Here is a 16826-nt window from a genome sequence, read left to right as displayed (position 1 = left end):
CGCTGCGGTGTCTGGATCTTCGGAGCTAGTCGATTTCTACGTCGTTGTCCGCTACGACAATGGAATCCGTGATCTCGTTGTACTCCACGTCCACGTCTTCGACCTCCAGGTTGGTGGAGTTGTCGAACTCGAGTTCGTTGTCCGCAACCACCACGTTGTCCTCGATGTTGGTGTATTCAACATCCAACTCGTTGTCCTGGATCACGGTGGAGTCGTAGTTGACCTGGACGTCCTCCACGTTCACCGTGGTGGAGTTGTCCGGCGAGTACTCAAGATCCAGCTCGTTGTCCTGGACCACCACGGAGTCGTTGATGAGCTGGACGTCCTCAACATCCACGTCCACGTCCGTGGAGTTGTCATTGAAGGAATCCGAGACGTTGACCGAGTTGTTCGAGTTGTCCGTGTGGGTGGAGTTGTCCTCGTTGAAGGAGTCCTCGATCTCCACGTCAACATCAACATCGGTGTTGTAGGAGTCCTTGGTCACCGAGTTGTCGGAATTGTCGTTGAAGGAATCCTTGACCTCGATGTCCGTGTTGCCCACCTCAACGTCCCCGGGGCCGGACTCGTTGATGGTCATTGAGTTGTCGGTCGAATGATCGTCGGTATTGGTGGTTGTAGTCGTGGTGGTGGTGTTGCCGGAATGGCTGACGTCGTCACCGGCTGCAATGGCACCGTCGCCCGATGCCGTAACGGCGTCCTGGTTGAAGAGCTGCGTGACGTCGCCGTCGGCCCAGATGTTCTGGTTGACCGATTGGTCCACAATCGTGTCGCGGTCATCAATGGTGGTGGTGTAGGAGTAGTTGTTCACCACGTGGACCAGCTGCTGAACGGCATGGGCATGGTCGTCGTGATCCTCATGGCCACCGCCGCCGCCACCGCCGTGACCGTGGTCCTCATCATCGTCGTCATGGCCACCCCAGCCACCACCGCCACCGCTACCGCCGTGACCGTGATCGTCATCGTCGTCGTGCTGGCCGCCCCAGCCACCACCGCCACCGCTACCGCCGTGATCGTCATCGTCGTCGTGCTGGCCGCCCCAGCTGCCACCGCCCGTGGAGGCGTGGTTGCCGCCGGTGTTGTATTCGCGGTCGAACGATGAACGGGCGTTGATGGGTGCGTAGTCCAGGACTACGGGACGAACAGCGTCGACGTCGGCGGATGAAACGTCACGGAGGCCCGCAGCGGCAAGTGCTGCTTCGGGATCCCGGACAAAGTCCTCTGCGGCGTCGGGATCGTTGAACAGGCTCATCAGGAACTGCACGAGCTGTTGTGCGAGTGTTGGCATTGGAGTGCTCCCTCAAATTCTGTGATGGGTGGTGAATGGCCCGGCGCCTTTGCCGGGCTCCCCTTCAAGCTATGACCGGGGCGGGGAACGGGGAATCGGGGGTGGTCCCCCTACTGCCGGCAACACCGTTAGGGGATCGCGGTGATTCCCGTTAGGGGGTTGAGGGGGTTGCCGGTCAGGGAGGCGGGTACCCCTCCCCCAATGCCAGGCGCAGACGGACCAGGAGTTCCGAGCGGTTTTCTGCCCCGAGGCGTCGCCGCATGCGTGCCACATGGTGCTCTGCCGTGCGTGGTGAAATGTAGATGGCTTCACCGATTTCCCGGTAGGTCTTCCCTTCCAGGAGAAGCCGCGCCACTTCACGTTCCCTGGCACTGAGCCCTGAAGCATCCCCTTGGTTGATGGTTTCCGGAGCAGTGGTTCCCGCAACGTCACGGTGGAGTTCTTCCGCCCGCTCGCTGCTCCCAGCCGACTGGACGCCCTGGGGATGGAGGTCCCTGGCACAGGCCAGCAACCGCACCATGTCGCGGCGTTCCTCTGCGTGCGCTGCAGCATGGCCGGCCAGCCTGGCCCCTTCCCAGGGCATCCCGACGGCGGCCAACCCGCGGGCCGCCGCTTCGACGTCGGGCGCTTCAAACCGGCCGGCCAGCACCGAAACCCACGCTTTACCACCAGCGGCCAGAACAGAGGCCAGGTGGCTGTGTTCGGAAGCCCGGACCAGCGCAGCAGCGTGCGGCGCGAGATCCGTGGGACTTTCGCTCAGCAGCGCAGCCTGGACCGCCGCCCAATGCAACGGCACCGACCACAGCGGCGGATTTCCCAGCCTCTTCAGGAGTTCCCACGCACCATCCAAATAGTGTGAGACCCGGTGGGCCTCCCTCAACCGCGCGGCGGAAATCATCAGCTCGCCCCATGGCAGCAGGCTGTACAGGTCCACCGATACGTGCATCATGGCTTCCTTGGCCCTGTCCCATGCCAGGACCAGCCCGTGCACTTCGGTGCCCCGCCGTGCCAACCCCACTTCCAGCGCTGTCAGCAGCAGCTCATCGCGGGGCGCCAGGGGCCAGTGGTTCGCCTTGACGGCCTCGTTGATGGCCAATCGTGCCTCGTCGGCGTTGTCCTGCTGCATGGCGGACCATGCTTGCAGGAGGAACAGCCGTGGACGCGCAACATCCCCGCCCTGGCCTGCGGCCAAGGCGGCGCGGAGCACGTTGTCCGCCACCGCAGGTTCCCCGCTGTGGAGAGCGCACAGTGCGGCCAAGGCAGCTGGAGTCTCCGGCAAGGGAATCGCGGCGGCTGAGGCATTCATCATGTCCGACGCCCTGATGAGCTCCGGCAGCGCCAAGTGGGGCGCGGGTCCAAGGGTCTGCCGAAGGCCTTCCTGGGTGAGGGTCAATGCCACCGCGAGGATGGTCGGGGACCCCCCAGTCCTGCCGGATGCCAGCATCTCTTCGGCTTGTACCGCGTTTCCGGAACCGATCAGGGCCACAGCGGCCAGCGGCGCAGACCCCTCCAGCCTGTCCGGGCCCAGCCAGCTGTACGTATCAGCACTCCGGTTCAACATGCCGCGCTGGGCCCATACCGCGGCCGCCACGTCCACCCCCAATCGAAGGTCAGGTGGCTCCGGCAGGGCAAGCAGCCTGTCCACAATCCTTCCGGCACCGTCCAGGTCTCCCGTGGCGGCCAACGCCTGGGCCCGTTTGGCGGCGTTCTCCAGCTTGCTGTTTCCTGCAAGTACAGCCTCGGCGTAGAGATCCACGGCAAGTCGCGGATCAGTGTCGAAGAGATCATTGGCGGTCGCTTCAAGTTCCGAAGCAACGCGGGCGTCCTGCAGCCCACTCCTGGCAAGGTCCCGTGCGAGGTCGCCCAAGGGCCGGCCTTCGTGGAGGTGCTTGTCCACCAGCTCCCTTTGCAGCGCCCGGATGCGGGTGGTCGGGGTCCCTTGGAGCAAGGCGTATTGCGCCGTACCCACCACTGAACCGTCGGCCAGCAGCAACCCTGCGTCCCTGGCTGCGGTGATGACCCCTTCCAGTCCGTTATGGGCTTCCAATCGCTCCGGCAGGGGCGCGGGAAGGGTGAACCCCACGGACAGGGCCAACAACAATTCGCGGACCATCGCAGACCCGCCGGACAACTCCGTCAGGTGCGGGGGGACTTCATCATTGGGGAGGGAATCCATGAGGGGGTGATCGTGGAGCCCGGGCGGAAAGTGCCGTGGCTGATGGTCATGTCCCGTCATGGGCTAGACCGCCGACAACAGCGCTGGATCCGCAACGGGGACGGTCTGCGTGGGTGCGGGATCAGCTGTGGCGGGCGGCGGTACCGGATCCGGCGCGGGCTCCGGTGATGCCGGGGGCGGGGCCTGGGTGATGCTCGGCTCAGGCTGGGGCAGCGTCGGCTCCGGCGATGGCGGTGGAGGTGGAGGTGGCGGCGGGCTGCCCGGGTCCGTGGGTGTGGCAGGCGGAATGCTGGGTTCAGTGACCGGAGGCGGAGTGGTGGGAGTCGAGGTGGGAGGAGGATCGGTGGGACCACTGGCAGCGCCGCCCGTAGGTGCGGGCGTAGGGGTGCCGGTTCCCGGAGTGCCGGGCGTCCCCGTGCCGGGTGTCCCCGTCGCGGGCGTCCCCGTGGCGGGGGTACTCGTTCCGGGTGTTCCGGTGCCCGGGGTTCCGGCTCCCGGGGCAGGAGTGGCGGTGCTGCCCGTTCCACCGGTAGCCGCACCTGGTGAGTTGCCAGAGCCCGCACCGGCTGGGTTGCCAGTGGCCGATCCCCCGGCGGATCCTGTGCCCGTCCCGGCGCTGCCGGTCTCAGGCCGGACGGGTCCCCTCCCCGTTCCGGCCCTCGTGGCGCCGTTCCTGGCGCTGGCTTCAAGTCCCGGTCCTGGGTTACGTACCACCGGTGTCTCACCGGTGCTTCCTGCTCCCGCTCCGCTGCCCCCGCCACCGGAGGCTGCCGGACCGCCGTCGCGCATGACATCGGCAGCCTGGTTGCCGAACATCGTTGCCAGCAGCCCGCCGGCGTCGGGGCTTTGCGCAGCAGTGGCCGTAGCAATGGTCAGCACCGCCGCAGCTGCTGCGGCTGCCGCAGCCATCCGAACGCGAGGCCGTGACGTTGTGTGCCGGGTAGGTGAGCTGGAGGCGTTCCTCAAGGCGGCCAAAGCCGGCGGTCGCATGATCCCCGACGGCCGGCGCAGCGCGTCATCGGACGGTACCGGCCCCACCGCCGGCGCTGTGGCAGCCGCCGACGCTACGGCAGCCGCCTGGCCTGTGGCTTCAACCATGCCCGCCGCAGCCGCCATGCCCGCAGCAGCCACTGCCGCGCCGAGGCAGATGGAGGACTTCGGATCAGCGTCGACGGCGATGGGCCGGCCAAGTTCGACCGAAATCATCTCAGCCACCAAGGGAATGCGGGATGAGCCTCCGATGAGCAGTACGGCACGCAAATCCTGCGCGTCCACGTTGATGCCCTGCAGGCTTCGTTCCAAGGCTTCCACCGTTTCCCGGAGGGGTGCCTCGATCAGCTCTTCGAATTCGGCCCGGACCAGGCGGACGGACTGCTGGGTTCCTGGAAGGGAAACGGCCACGCTGGACTCGCTGTCCATGGACAGCGCCTCTTTGGCTTCGCGGCATTCCCGCCGCAGCCGCGCCAGGGCTGCCAGGGTTTCCGGTGCCATCGGATCCATGTCCGCCGCAGGGCTCACGTGTCCCATGACGTGGCGCAGGACGGCTGCGTCAAAATCAGCCCCGCCAAGGGTTTCGATACCGTCGGGACGGCCCAGCAACTCAAAGTTCCCGGCTCCGGCTTTACGGAGGATGGCGGTGTCAAAGGTGCCGCCACCCAGATCGTACACAGCGATGATGCTGCCATCTTCCACGCGTGTCTGGGAGGCGTAGTGCAGGGCCGCCGCTTCCGGCTCGCTGATCAAGGTGATGTCCGGCAAGCCCGCCAAGTCCAGGGCGGCCAGGACTGAAGAGACCCGATGCGCGCCCCAGGCGGCGGGGTGCGTCATGATGATCGACGACGGTTCCGAACCCTCACGCTCCCGGGCCCTGTCCACTACCCACGCCGCCATGGTGGCGTACACGTCCTCGGCGGTAAGCCATCCCTCGCCAACAGCGAGGGGAACGGAATCCCCGATCCGGCGCTTGAATTCGCGAACCATGTGGTGGGGATCGTCCAGACCCCGACGTTCGGCTGCTTCGCCTACCAGCACGCGGCCGTCGTCGGTGTAGAACAGCACGGAGGGTACTGCACTGCCGTGCAAACCCAGCGGCAGGACTTCCGGTGGCGTGCCTTGATCGGGCCTGGCAAGGGCTGCAGCGGTAAAACTCGTCCCGACGTCAATGGCGAGAACATAGCTCATGGGTACCTCGAAAGAAACACGGCGCAACGCTGGCGGACTGCATCACAAGCGGGTTCTGAACAAGTTAGCACTAGCTTTGGACAGGAAAAAGGCTTGTTTAGTGCACCGTTTTGACGTTTCTCAAAGGTCCGGGCCCGAGCCGGGGACAACGCCCCTGCTCAGGCCCGGATTGGGACCCAGGGCCGGATTCGGATCCGGGCCCGGATTTAGGACCCCGGATTTAAAGCCCGGAGTAGGAATGCAGGCCGTTGAAGACCGTGTTCACCAAGGTGAAGTTGATGATCACGCATGCGTAGCCAACGATCGACAACCATGCAGCGCGGGTTCCCGTCCAGCCCCTTGTGGCGCGGGCGTGAAGGTAGCCCGCGTAGACCACCCAGATCACGAAGGTCCAGACCTCCTTGGGGTCCCAGCCCCAGAAGCGGCCCCAGGCCTTCTCGGCCCAGATGGCACCAAACATGAGGGTGAACGTCCAGCCGATGAAGGCGATGGCATTGATGCGGTAGGACAGGTTCTCCAGGCTCAGAGCGTTGGGAACCAAGCGCATGAAGCCCAGGTTGTCCGCACGGCCGGCGGCGAGGTTCTTCTGGCGGTATGACTGCAGCAACTGCAGCACGGACATCGCGAAAGTCAGGGTGAACAACGCTGAGGAGAGCACTGCGATGGAGACATGGATGATGAGCCAGTAGCTCTGCAGCGCCGGAACCAGGTGACCCACGGGGGTCCAGAAAGCAGCGGAGGCTGCAACGAGCATGATGATGGCCAGGCCGATCACGAACGTGCCCAGGAAGCGCAGGTCGCGGCGGATGAGGACAATCAGGAACACAGCAACGGCAACAAAGGCACCGGTGGTGAGGAACTCGTACATGTTGCCCCACGGCACACGTCCTGCACCGAAGGCACGCGTCACAACGCCGGCCCCGTGAATCAGGACACCCAGGACCGTCAGCGCTACCGCCACGCGGGCAGGTGCCCGGCGTTCGCCGCCGTATTTCATGTCGCCGGCGGCGGTTCCGCCCTCATAGGTGAGGCCCGACGTCGGGCGCTCGGCGCGGCCTGCCGGCCCACCGGCGTCGGAACCTCCCAGGCCTGACCTGACCCGGCCTGCTGAAACCGTTACCTTTTCCTCGACGGTGCTGGCCGCGGCCTTCAGGTCCACGGCGCGGAGCACCTTGCTGCTTTTGGCCAGGTCCCAGGCAAAAGCGATGAACGCCACGGTGTACGTGCCGGCGGCCAACAGCATGAACAGCTCGCTGTACTGGCCCAGGGTTTCGTTGATGGCTGGCATTACTGGTCCTTCGAGGTTGGGGAAGATCCTGCTGTTGTTGGAGCGGTGTCCTGCGCATCCGGGATGTTCCATTCCCGGGCAAAGATCTCGCGTAGTGCTGCTGATTCGCCGGCCAGGCGGTGGTCTTCACCGCGGGCCAGCAGTCCATACTCCACCATGGTGCGGCCATCGGCATGGGTTCCACTGCGGACCCAGACCCGGCGGCGGTTGATGTAGAGCGACATCACCAGGCCGGCGACCGCGAGGAATCCAAAGATCAGTGCGTAGAGCTGGCCGGGGTTGTGGTGGATGTCCACGCCGATGTACTTCTTGACGCCGTCAAAGGTGATGCTGCCCTTACCCTCGGGCAGGTTGGCGGTGGCGCCCGGGGTCAGGGTGATGCCACCGGCGGCGAGGTCGCGGGCGTTGAGGGGCTTGAGGTCCTTGACGTCCAGTTCGAACACGTTCTGGGGCACGCCTTTGTCCAAGCCGAGATCGCCGTAGAACGAGTTCAGGCTCAACTGCGGATTGAACAGCTCAGGTGAGGCACTGAATGACGTTCCGTTCTCGCTGACGAACGCCGTGGGAAGGAAGAAGCCGACAAAACCAAGTTGTTCCGGCTTGGCGTCGGGGACCTTGATGACCACGGACGAGTAATAGTTGTCGCCCTGGACCTTGGCCGTGACCGGGCCTTGGAAGGAGACGTTGCCCTCCCCGTCGCGGACCGTAATCATGGGGGCGTAGCCGTTACCGGTGAGGTAGAGGCTGGTACCGCCGAGCGACACGGGATCGTTGACCTTCAGGGTTTCCTTCTTGGCCGGTGAGTCCGGGCCTTCCTTGGTAGTCACCTCGGCCGTGTAATCGATCGGCTGGCCCGCTTTGCCCGGCGATTCGCGGTCGAACGTGGCCTGGAACTTATCCAGTTGCATGGAGTAAGGCTGGAGTGCGCTGCTCTGGAAGTTGGTTCCCGGCGTGAACTGGTCATAGCCCACCAAGGTGTTGACGAACGTCTCGCCCTCCACAAGGATCCGCTGGCCGCTGTATCCGTACAGGCCACCAATGGCCACGGACACCAGCACGCCGATCAAGGACGTGTGGAACACCAGGTTGCCCACTTCCTTCAGGAAGCCACGCTCGGCACCCAAGGACGGCAGGGCGCCGTCGACGTCCCTGACCTCCACGCGGTAGCCGCGTTTCCTGAGCAGCCCGGCGGCATCGTTGATGGCCTTCGACGCCGGGATCCCGGCGTCGGCGGGCAGCGCAAGGGTGCCGTACTCCGGCAGCCGCGAAAGGCGCTTGGGGGTGCGCGGCGGCTGCGACTTCATGGCCTTGTAGTGGGCGATGGCCCGCGGAGTGACGCAACCGATCAGCGAGATGAACAGCAGGATGTAGATGGCGGAGAACCATGCCGACGAGTACACGTCGTAAAGCTGCAGGGCGTCCAGGAGCTCACCGTAGGACGGGTTGTCCTTGATGTACTGCGTCACCACTGACGGGTTTGCCGGCCGCTGCGGGAACAGGGACCCCGGGACCGCGCCGACTGCAAGCAGGAGCAGCAGGAACAACGCAGTGCGCATGCTGGTCAGCTGGGTCCATGCCCACCGGAGCATGTCTTTGAACCCGAGGGCGGGCAGGGCTGCCTCGGACTTGGCCTGCTGGAGCTTGCCATCCGCTGCGTTCCCAGTGGCGCTTTCAGCGGACGGTGACTTCTTCTTGGCTTTCACGGACTCGCTCATCAGATTGGCAACTTCACATCGTTTTGGAACCAGTACTGCAACTCGGTCACCCAGGTTCCCCACACGCCGGTGGCCATCAGGATGCCGAGCAAAATCAGGATGCCCCCGCCAATCCGCTGGATGGCCAGCCGATGCTTCCGGAAGAAGGACATGACTCCCATGCCACGGCGGACGGCCAGGGCGATCAGGAGGAACGGGATGCCCAATCCGAGGCTGTAGACGAAGGCCAGGAGCGCACCCTTTGCCGCCGATGAACCACCGGACAGGCTCAGCAACTGTACCGCGGAGTACGTCGGGCCAATGCAGGGCGCCCAACCCAGGCCGAAGGTCAGCCCCAGGAGCGGTGCACCCCACAGTCCGGCCGGAGGCTTGGCATGGATCTTCGCATCACGCTGCAGCCAGCCGAAGCCACCCATGAACACTATGCCCATGATGATCACCAGGATGCCCAGCAGTTGGGTTATCCAGGCATTCTGCGGACCGGTCAGCAAGGTACCCAACTGCCCGAACGCGCCTCCCAGGAGGACAAAAATCACCGAGAAACCAAGGACGAACAACCCAATACCGGCAAGCATGCGGCCACGCCGCTGCTTTTGGAGGTCGACGCCGGTGAGTCCGGTGACGTAGCCAAGGTACCCGGGCACCAGGGGCAGCACGCACGGCGAAAGGAAGGAGACCAGCCCGGCCAGCAAGGCCACTGGCACAGCCAGCAGCAGCGATCCGTTGAGGATCGTCTCGGCGAAGGGACTGTTCATGGGGCGCTACTCAGCCACTGCTGAAGTGATGAGGGCTTTCAAGGTGCTCTTCTCAATCTCCCCGAGTACGCGGGAGGCAACCTTGCCTTCCTTGTCCAGGACAAGGGTGGTGGGTACCGCGCCCGGGGGCACAATGCCGGATACGGACAGCAGCACTGCCCCGTCCTTGTCGTTGAAGCTCGGGTAGGTGATGTTGAAGGTCTTGTCGAACGCTTCAGCCGTGGCTTGTTCGTCGCGGAGGTTGACGCCGAAGAACTGGACTCCCTGGTCCTTGAAGTCCTGGTGGAGGGCCTCGAGCTGGGGAGCTTCGATGCGGCACGGAGCGCAGGCAGCAAACCAGAAGTTCAGGACGGTGACTTTGCCTTGGAGATCCTCGGGCTTTACCGTTTGGCCGTTAAAGAGGGTGCCCTTAAGGGCCACGGGTGCGGCACGGTCAGCCTTGGCGAACTCTGTCACCGAGCCGTCGCCGGCCACGTAGTTCTTGTTGTCGCCGGCTTTGGCCTGCTTGGCCAGGGAATCCTCCTGCGCGCACGCGGACAGGCCCATGGTCAGACCTGCGAGGAGGACGCCGCCGGCAGCCAACGCGCCACGACGTGAAAGGTTGTTGTCCATTGTTTATGCCCCCGGGGTGCTGGCCGCGCCGGGAAGCAGGACGGCAGCAGGTTCGGTGTACTCGACCCGCACGATCTTGCCGTTCCCGTCCAGGGTCAACGACGTCAGGGAGGTAAGGGTGCACTCGCGCTTGCGGGGGTCGTGGGCCAGTCGGCGCCCTTCTGCGGTCAAACGAGTGGACCAAATAGGGAGCTGGTGGCTCACCAGGATGGCTTCGGCGCCATCACCGCCCAGTTCAATTGCCTTGGCCCTGGCGTCCTCAACGGCAGCCAGCATCCGCGCCGCTTGCTGTTTGTACGGCTCGCCCCAGGAAGGACGCAGCGGATTGCGGAAGTAGATCCAGTGCTTGGGCTTCAGGAACTCACTCTTGGTGGGGTGCAGTCCCTCGAAGTGGTTCTCTGCCTCGATAATGCGCGGCTCGGTAGTGATCTCCAGGTTCAAAGCCTCTGAAGTGGGCATGGCCGTTTCCTGCGCGCGGGTGAGCGGCGAGGCCACCAAATGGACGATCTTGGCGCCCTGGCCGGCGCGCGCCACAAAGTGGTCGGCCAGCATCCGGGCCATCTCCCGGCCACGTTCGGAGAGGTGGAATTCCGGCAGGCGACCGTACAGGACGCCGTCGGGATTATGGACCTCGCCATGGCGAAGCAGGTGGACAGTTGCTTGGGGCATGTTTACCAGTTTCTCAAAGAAGCGGGGCGATCCGAAATCTTCTACCGCTAGTAGAACTCAAAGTTTTTCCGAAATGTTCCCCGGAGTTGGAATAAAAGATGCATATGCATGTTTATACTGGACACGAAGCTCGGTTGACGTTTCAAGCAATCGACCAGACCGGGCAAGCACGCAGTACCTACCAATCGATATAGGAGCAACACCATGATGACTCTTCCCGCTTCCGTCACCACCGGCACCTGGACCCTCGACGCTTCCCACAGCGAGATCGGCTTCACTGTCCGCCACGCAGGCATCAGCAAGGTCCGCGGCCAGTTCAAGGACGCATCTGCCACCCTCGAGGTCGGCGAAACCCTGGCCGACTCCAAGGTCACCGCCACCATCCAGACCGCCAGCTTCGACTCCGGCGACGTCAACCGCGACGGCCACGTCAAGGGCGAAGACTTCTTCGACGTCGAGAAGTTCCCCGAGATCACCTTCGTTTCCCGCCACGTCAAGGCCAACGGCAACAGCTTCGACCTCGTGGGCGATCTCACAATCAAGGGCGTCACCAAGGAGGTCTCCATCGAGACCGAATTCAACGGCGTAGCAGTGGACCCCTTCGGTAACACCCGCGCCGGCGTCTCCGGCGAAACCACCATCAGCCGCAAGGACTTCGGCCTCACCTGGAACGCAGTCCTCGAAGCCGGTGGCGTCCTGGTCAGCGACAAGGTGGTCATCAACCTGGAACTCGCATTCATCGCACCGGCAGCTGCATAGTCTTCGGGCTTTCCGCACGGTTCCACCACGACGGCGCCACCCACAGTCCCCGCCTTTGGCCGGCTGTGGGTGGCGCCGTTTCGCATATCCGGAAGTCACCCCGCAATTGTTCGGCAAAAAGCCTGTATTCAGCTGCGAGTTGGCTGCGAAGTTCCTATGCAACCTTCAACCTGCGGTCTACAGTGATGCCATGAGTACCCCAGACGAAGCACCACAGCCACAGCAGCCCGGCTCCCAGCCTCCGCAGCCGGGCAATGTTCCTCCTGCGGGTTACCAGCCTCCGCAGGGCTACCAGCCACCCCAGGGTTACCAGCCGCCGTCGCAACCCGGGCAGTATTCACAGCCCAACCAAGGACAGGCCGGCCCACCCCCCGCGGGTCCAGGGCAACCCGGTCCCGGGCAGCCCGGATTCCACTTCGAAATGCCAACCGACGGTCCCCGCAACTTCAACGACGTCATGCCCCAGGGCGGCTTCTCGGGAATGTTCAAGACCCAGGGCCTTCCCACCGAACTGAAGGTTTCCTACTTCATCTGGGTGATCTCCGGGCTCCTGGGCCTGCTGTTTGGACTCATTGGGTTCTTCGCGATCATCGCCCTCTTCGCGTTCGCCCCCGGAGTTGCCGCGATCCTGCTGATCATCCTCATCCTCTCCCTCGCCGTGGCCGCTGCGCAGGTAATTCTGGCCATGAAGATGAAGGAAGGAAAAGAGTGGGCCCGCCTGGCATTGACCGTCGTGGCCGTCATCTCCTTGCTGCTCACCATCTTCAGTGCCGCCAGCGCCGGAGGGTCCAGTACAGGCCTCGGCAGCAACTGGTTCGGCTTCCTCGTCAGCGCGGTAGCCGTGGTGCTGATGTGGCTCCCCAATTCCCAACTCTGGTTCAAGGCAGTCAAGGGTCACGCATAGCGCTGACGCAACTGCCGTCGTCGTTCGCTGAACGGCCACCTGGAGCAGAAGGCCGCGGTAAATCCTCCGGATCGCCGCGGCCTTCATCATGCGCGGCCTTCATCATGAAGGCGTAAGCCAACATGATGATTTTTGCCGTCCGCCGGAAATACCTGCGTGGGATCACCTTCAGCGTCAGACCCGGAAGGTACGGTGGAAGCAGAACCACGCTGGGGGCAGGGTCATTTTGCTGATCCCGGCGGCCGCACCAGCAGTCGAACAAGCAAAGGAATGCCATGAGCAACCCTCCGTACCCGCCGTCAAACCCGGGCGATGCCAACCAGCCCCAGCAGCCGGACACCCAGCCCGCCGCTCCGTCCGCGCCCCAGTACGGCCAGCAGAGCCCTGCAGCACCGCAGTACGGCCAACAGTCTTCTCCCTACGGCCAGGCTCCTGCCGCACCGCAGTACGGGCAGGACACCAACTGGCCCAGCCAGCAGCCCGGCCCCACCGCCGTGCCGCCCATGGTCAACTACGCCTTCTGGATGATCATTGCCGCAGGCATTCTCTCCGCGATCAGCTCGCTGCTGCTGGCTACCACCGGTGCTGACGCCTTTATCAATGCCATGAACCAGCAGGCAGGCCAGCAAGGCACTGAGCTTCCCGAAGGGTCTCTGGAAGGCATGCGGGGCGTGATCGGTGTGAGCGCCATCGTCGGAGCAATCGTGGGCCTTGGCCTCTACGCACTGGTCGCTTTCCCCGTCCGCAAGGGCAAGAACTGGGCCAGGATCCTCGGCACCGTCTTCGCGGCGATCTCCGTCCTGGGCCTCACCAGCCTGTTCCAGTTCGGCGCCACCTACGGCATCTTGCAGCTCATCGTGATCCTGCTGGGTGTTGCGGCGATCGTCATGCTGTACCTGCCGGCGTCGGCCCCTTATTTCCGCAAGGCGCAGCCGTTCGGCAACACGTACCAGAACCCCTACGGCCGCTAAAGACGCAGCCTTAGAAAACCCTGCGGGCGCGGACCCGGCGAAGGCTATACAGCCTGGCCCGGTGTCTGCGCCCGTTGTGCGTGATAGGCCAAAATCTGCAGTTCCGTGGCCATATCCACTTTGCGGAGGTTCACGTGCGGAGGGACCTGCAACAGCACCGGCGCGAAGCTGAGGATGCTCCGGATGCCGGCGGCAATGACGCGGTCGCACACAGCCTGTGCCACGGTCGCCGGCAGCGCCAGCACCACCATGTTGGTGTGGGTACGCTCCAGGACCCGCTCAAGTTCGGCGGAGTCGCTGACACGCAGCCAGCCAACTTCATTGCCGATCACCATGGGGTCGGCGTCGAAAATAGCTACTACGTCGAAGCCCCGGGACTCGAACCCGCCATACCTGGCCAGGGCTTTGCCGAGGTTACCGGCGCCAACAATGGCGACCTTCCAGTCATGGGTCAGGCCCAGAGCGGCCGCAATGTGGCGGCTAAGGTATTGGACTTCGTAGCCGACACCGCGTGTCCCATAAGATCCCGCGTAGGAAAGGTCCTTGCGGAGCGTGGACGAACTGACCCCTGAGGCCTCCGCCAACGCCTCCGACGACACCCGCTCCACGCCCTCGGCCAGCAAAGAGTTGAGCGCGCGCAAATAGAGGGTCATCCGGGCCACAGCCGCGGGCGGGATCTGCTTGGCGGCAGGTTCGTTGTCCCCGGTTACAGCTTCCGGGGACGGTTCCAGCGCAGTCACGGTATTCTCCATTGCGTCGCTTTGTTGTTCCACTCTATGACCCCCGGCCGGACTCAACAAAAGCCATTACTTGCGGGTAATCCTGCTTTCAGCCCTCCAGGACCTTCTTCAGGGTGCGGGTAAGCCGGTCCTCGTCGATCTTCCAAAAATCGCGTTGGATACCATCAACCAGCACTACAGGAATCTCCTCGGCAAAGCGTTCCTGCAACCGGGGATCGTCGTCGATCCGTTGTTCAGTCCATTGCACGCCCAGGCTTGTGGTGACACGCTCGACGGCGGCACGCGCCTCCGTGCACAGGTGGCAGTCAGCTTTGGTGAGGAGGACGACGTCGGGAATAGCCATGCCTCAAAGGTACCGTCCAACCGTCTCCCACATCCCCCACCCACCGGACGCACCCTCTCTCACATCCCCCACCCACCGGACGCACCCTCTCTCACATCCCCCACCCACCGGACGCACCCTCTCCCACATCCCCCTCCCACCGGCCGAACCATCTCTCACATCCCCCACCCCCCGGCCAGTTCCTCTCTCACATCCCCCACCCTCCCGGCCAGTTCCTCTCTCACATCCCCCACCCTCCCGGCCAGTTCCTCTCTCACATCCCCCCACCTTCACGCGGTTCACCCGTGCGCCCCCAACGCGGTTCCTGACGATTGACTAGACTCAAGACATGCCCGAGGAGAAGAACGCCGCCGTGGTCGCAGATGCCTTGGTGCAGAAGCACACTGTGCAGAAGGACGCTGTGCAGAAGCGCACGGGCGAAGCCGCCTTCTTCGACGTCGACAACACTTTGATGAAGGGTGCAAGCCTCTTCCACGTTGCCCGCAAAATGTACGAACGTAAGGCCTTCACACTTTCGCAAGCTGCTGGATTCGCGTGGAAGCAGTTCAAGTTCGTCATGCGCGGCGAAAACATGGAAGACGTCCACTCTGTCCGCGACTCCGCGCTTACCCTTGCTGCCGGCATCACTGTTGATGACATCAAGGCCCTGGGCGAAGAGGTCTACGACGAAATGATCGAGTCGCGGATCTGGCCGGGGACCAAGGCACTCGCGGAACAGCACCTCAGGGTTGGACGCAAGGTCTGGCTCGTCACGGCTACACCCATAGAGGTAGCCACGGTCATTTCCACCCGGCTCGGACTAACCGGCGCCCTTGGCACCGTGGGTGAAGTGGAAGACGGCATGTACACGGGAAAACTCGTGGGCGACATTCTTCACGGGCCTGCAAAGGCAGTGGCGGTCCAGATTGTGGCCGATCGGGAAGGCCTGGATCTGGATCACTGCTGGGCCTACAGCGATTCCGCCAACGATATCCCTTTGCTCACCATGGTGGGGCACCCAGTCGTGATCAACCCGGATGCAAAGCTGCGCCGGCATGCTCGTGAGAACAACTGGCCGGTGTACGACTTTCGTTCCGGCCGTCGCGCGGCAACCTTGGGGCTGAAAGCCGCAACGGTGGGCGGGGCGGTCTACGGCCTCTGGCGCGGATTTTCACGGTTCCGCGGCCCCCGCATCTGACCTTCTCTCACATCCCCTGCCCCAAACCCAAACGCTCACTCACATCCCCCGGGCCACAACCCAAACGCTCACTCACATCCCCCGGGCCACAACCCAAACGCTCGCTCACATCCCCCGGAGGCCCCAACGAGCCTGTGGATAACTTCCGATGACACAAGCGTTTCTGGGCAAGAATGCCAAGTATGCAGAACGCCATGCCTCTTCCGGCCAAACTCACCAACGCACCGTTCACGCTCGAAGAAGCGAAGGCTGCGGGCGTGGGGCCAAGAAATCTCTGGAACCGCACCACGGTAGATGGGGTCAGCCGTGGCATTTACCGGCCATCGGATTGGAATTTTGAGCTGTCAGCCGCTGCGAGAACGCTGTCAGCTATAAGTCCTGGCGCCTGGATTTCCCATGTAACGGCAGCAAGGTTACAAGGTGCATGTCTTCCGCCGTGGTTGTCGGACTCCAATGAACTGCACCTCAGCAAGCCGAGGCAGCTGCCATCTGTGCGGCGCAAGGGAGTGATCGGACATACTGTGGTTGCCTTCGATGACGAAATCGAGTGCGTCGAAGGCATCTGGATGAGTACTCGGTCCCGGACTTGGTTGGATCTGGCAAGGCGCCTGCCGGTCCGCGATCTCATCTGCATGGGCGACGAACTCATCCGCAGGCCCAGACTGGAATTCGAAGAACGAGACACGCCTTTCACCACCCTGGAGGCTCTTCGACAGTTGGTGGACAGACACAAGAACCTGCAGGGCGTTGTTCGGGCCAGGGAAGCTTTGGACCTGATGCGTGTCGGGGCGGACTCTGCGCCCGAGTCGTTGCTTCGCTTGGCGATGCTGGACGCCGGCATTCCCGAACCCGAGCTCCAAGTGCAGCTCCGCCCTAACGACCCGTTCTCGCCGTCGGCAGACTTGGGCTTCCGTGATCGTCGGATAGCAATACAGTACGACGGCGGTCATCACCTTGGGCGGGAACAGATGTTCAGCGATCGGAGACGCGACAAGGCGTTCGAGGCAGCGGGCTGGACCGTCCTCAAATTCGGGAAAGACGATTTGGCGGACAACTTTACGTCCGCCACTCGGCAGATTAAAGGCGCTCTACGATCAGCATGGCAGGATCCCGCGGTTGCTTCGGGCTTTTCCCCGGGGACGTGAGGGAACGTTCGGTCCAAACCCCGGGGGACGTGAGAGAACGTTCGGTCCAAACCCCGGGGGACATGAGAGACCGTCCGGTCCAACCCCGGGGGACATGAGAGACCGT

At 63.6% G+C, this 16826-nt stretch carries 15 protein-coding genes; 5 read left to right on the top strand and 10 right to left on the bottom strand.

The features are described 5' to 3' along the window. Nucleotides 1-25: 25 nt before the first annotated feature. The 8 genes from BLQ01_RS00570 to BLQ01_RS00535 all read right to left on the bottom strand — a co-directional run bounded on the left by BLQ01_RS00570 (nucleotide 26) and on the right by BLQ01_RS00535 (nucleotide 10681). Nucleotides 26-1285, bottom strand: coding sequence for an IniB N-terminal domain-containing protein (locus BLQ01_RS00570; protein WP_091549718.1), 1260 nt, complete (start codon nucleotides 1283-1285; stop codon nucleotides 26-28). A gap of 175 nt (nucleotides 1286-1460) precedes the next feature. Beyond that, nucleotides 1461-3521, bottom strand: a complete 2061-nt coding sequence (locus tag BLQ01_RS00565) for a LuxR C-terminal-related transcriptional regulator (protein ID WP_091549717.1) — start codon at nucleotides 3519-3521, stop codon at nucleotides 1461-1463. 3 nt (nucleotides 3522-3524) lie between these two features. Then, on the bottom strand, nucleotides 3525-5642 hold the full coding sequence (locus BLQ01_RS00560; protein WP_091549716.1) for an Hsp70 family protein: 2118 nt from the start codon (nucleotides 5640-5642) through the stop codon (nucleotides 3525-3527). Between the two features lie 220 nt (nucleotides 5643-5862). Next, nucleotides 5863-6930: a c-type cytochrome biogenesis protein CcsB gene (gene ccsB / locus BLQ01_RS00555; protein ID WP_026546507.1), complete on the bottom strand. Its 1068-nt coding sequence runs from the start codon at nucleotides 6928-6930 to the stop codon at nucleotides 5863-5865. Then, entirely contained in the window at nucleotides 6930-8645 is a 1716-nt protein-coding gene (locus BLQ01_RS00550; protein ID WP_091549715.1) for a cytochrome c biogenesis protein ResB, read from the bottom strand. Before BLQ01_RS00550 ends, ccsB begins: the two co-directional genes overlap by 1 nt. Continuing rightward, the gene (locus BLQ01_RS00545) at nucleotides 8645-9400 is read right to left on the bottom strand and encodes a cytochrome c biogenesis CcdA family protein (RefSeq protein WP_026541310.1); all 756 of its coding nucleotides are present in this window, start codon (nucleotides 9398-9400) and stop codon (nucleotides 8645-8647) included. The genes BLQ01_RS00550 and BLQ01_RS00545 overlap by 1 nt, the downstream gene beginning before the upstream one ends. A 6-nt stretch (nucleotides 9401-9406) precedes the next feature. Then, nucleotides 9407-10012 carry a TlpA family protein disulfide reductase gene (locus BLQ01_RS00540; RefSeq protein ID WP_026541311.1) on the bottom strand — a complete coding sequence of 202 codons (606 nt, stop codon included), beginning with the start codon at nucleotides 10010-10012 and terminating at the stop codon, nucleotides 9407-9409. A gap of 3 nt (nucleotides 10013-10015) precedes the next feature. Then, a complete protein-coding gene (locus BLQ01_RS00535; RefSeq protein WP_091549714.1) occupies nucleotides 10016-10681 on the bottom strand; it encodes a histidine phosphatase family protein in 666 nt (221 codons plus the stop codon). Nucleotides 10682-10888: 207 nt separating this feature from the next. Here BLQ01_RS00535 and BLQ01_RS00530 point away from each other — a divergent pair, with 207 nt between their 5' ends. From BLQ01_RS00530 to BLQ01_RS00515, 3 genes are all read left to right on the top strand, one after another. Beyond that, the gene (locus BLQ01_RS00530; protein ID WP_026541313.1) at nucleotides 10889-11440 is read left to right on the top strand and encodes a YceI family protein; all 552 of its coding nucleotides are present in this window, start codon (nucleotides 10889-10891) and stop codon (nucleotides 11438-11440) included. A 190-nt stretch (nucleotides 11441-11630) separates the two neighbouring features. Beyond that, the gene (locus BLQ01_RS00525) at nucleotides 11631-12344 is read left to right on the top strand and encodes a hypothetical protein (protein ID WP_081733343.1); all 714 of its coding nucleotides are present in this window, start codon (nucleotides 11631-11633) and stop codon (nucleotides 12342-12344) included. A 275-nt stretch (nucleotides 12345-12619) separates the two neighbouring features. Continuing rightward, entirely contained in the window at nucleotides 12620-13315 is a 696-nt protein-coding gene (locus tag BLQ01_RS00515; protein WP_091549713.1) for a hypothetical protein, read from the top strand. Between the two features lie 44 nt (nucleotides 13316-13359). On the opposite strand, the gene BLQ01_RS00510 is transcribed toward BLQ01_RS00515, so the two are convergent. Together BLQ01_RS00510 and BLQ01_RS00505 are read right to left on the bottom strand one after the other, a co-directional pair. Continuing rightward, the gene (locus tag BLQ01_RS00510; protein ID WP_026541316.1) at nucleotides 13360-14055 is read right to left on the bottom strand and encodes a redox-sensing transcriptional repressor Rex; all 696 of its coding nucleotides are present in this window, start codon (nucleotides 14053-14055) and stop codon (nucleotides 13360-13362) included. Nucleotides 14056-14143: 88 nt separating this feature from the next. Next, nucleotides 14144-14398: a glutaredoxin family protein gene (locus BLQ01_RS00505; RefSeq protein ID WP_026541317.1), complete on the bottom strand. Its 255-nt coding sequence runs from the start codon at nucleotides 14396-14398 to the stop codon at nucleotides 14144-14146. Nucleotides 14399-14726: 328 nt separating this feature from the next. Here BLQ01_RS00505 and BLQ01_RS00500 point away from each other — a divergent pair, with 328 nt between their 5' ends. After that, nucleotides 14727-15575, top strand: coding sequence for an HAD family hydrolase (locus BLQ01_RS00500; protein WP_026541318.1), 849 nt, complete (start codon nucleotides 14727-14729; stop codon nucleotides 15573-15575). Between the two features lie 506 nt (nucleotides 15576-16081). Next, a complete protein-coding gene (locus BLQ01_RS00495; protein WP_368086109.1) occupies nucleotides 16082-16720 on the top strand; it encodes an endonuclease domain-containing protein in 639 nt (212 codons plus the stop codon). Nucleotides 16721-16826: the final 106 nt, after the last annotated feature.

This window comes from Arthrobacter sp. UNCCL28, from assembly GCF_900102805.1.
GTDB classification, from domain to species: Bacteria; Actinomycetota; Actinomycetes; order Actinomycetales; family Micrococcaceae; genus Arthrobacter; species Arthrobacter nicotinovorans_A.
This window is presented reverse-complemented; position numbering and strand designations above follow the sequence as displayed.

Bases quoted from the DNA above. Each gene is read 5' to 3' on its own strand.
- BLQ01_RS00500 (WP_026541318.1), top strand. From the start codon at position 14,727: ATGCCCGAGGAGAAGAACGCCGCCGTGGTCGCAGATGCCTTGGTGCAG.
- BLQ01_RS00560 (WP_091549716.1), bottom strand. From the start codon at position 5,642: ATGAGCTATGTTCTCGCCATTGACGTCGGGACGAGTTTTACCGCTGCA.
- ccsB (WP_026546507.1), bottom strand. From the start codon at position 6,930: ATGCCAGCCATCAACGAAACCCTGGGCCAGTACAGCGAGCTGTTCATG.
- BLQ01_RS00515 (WP_091549713.1), top strand. From the start codon at position 12,620: ATGAGCAACCCTCCGTACCCGCCGTCAAACCCGGGCGATGCCAACCAG.
- BLQ01_RS00570 (WP_091549718.1), bottom strand. From the start codon at position 1,285: ATGCCAACACTCGCACAACAGCTCGTGCAGTTCCTGATGAGCCTGTTC.
- BLQ01_RS00505 (WP_026541317.1), bottom strand. From the start codon at position 14,398: ATGGCTATTCCCGACGTCGTCCTCCTCACCAAAGCTGACTGCCACCTG.
- BLQ01_RS00550 (WP_091549715.1), bottom strand. From the start codon at position 8,645: ATGAGCGAGTCCGTGAAAGCCAAGAAGAAGTCACCGTCCGCTGAAAGC.
- BLQ01_RS00540 (WP_026541311.1), bottom strand. From the start codon at position 10,012: ATGGACAACAACCTTTCACGTCGTGGCGCGTTGGCTGCCGGCGGCGTC.
- BLQ01_RS00545 (WP_026541310.1), bottom strand. From the start codon at position 9,400: ATGAACAGTCCCTTCGCCGAGACGATCCTCAACGGATCGCTGCTGCTG.
- BLQ01_RS00535 (WP_091549714.1), bottom strand. From the start codon at position 10,681: ATGCCCCAAGCAACTGTCCACCTGCTTCGCCATGGCGAGGTCCATAAT.
- BLQ01_RS00530 (WP_026541313.1), top strand. From the start codon at position 10,889: ATGACTCTTCCCGCTTCCGTCACCACCGGCACCTGGACCCTCGACGCT.
- BLQ01_RS00525 (WP_081733343.1), top strand. From the start codon at position 11,631: ATGAGTACCCCAGACGAAGCACCACAGCCACAGCAGCCCGGCTCCCAG.
- BLQ01_RS00565 (WP_091549717.1), bottom strand. From the start codon at position 3,521: ATGACGGGACATGACCATCAGCCACGGCACTTTCCGCCCGGGCTCCAC.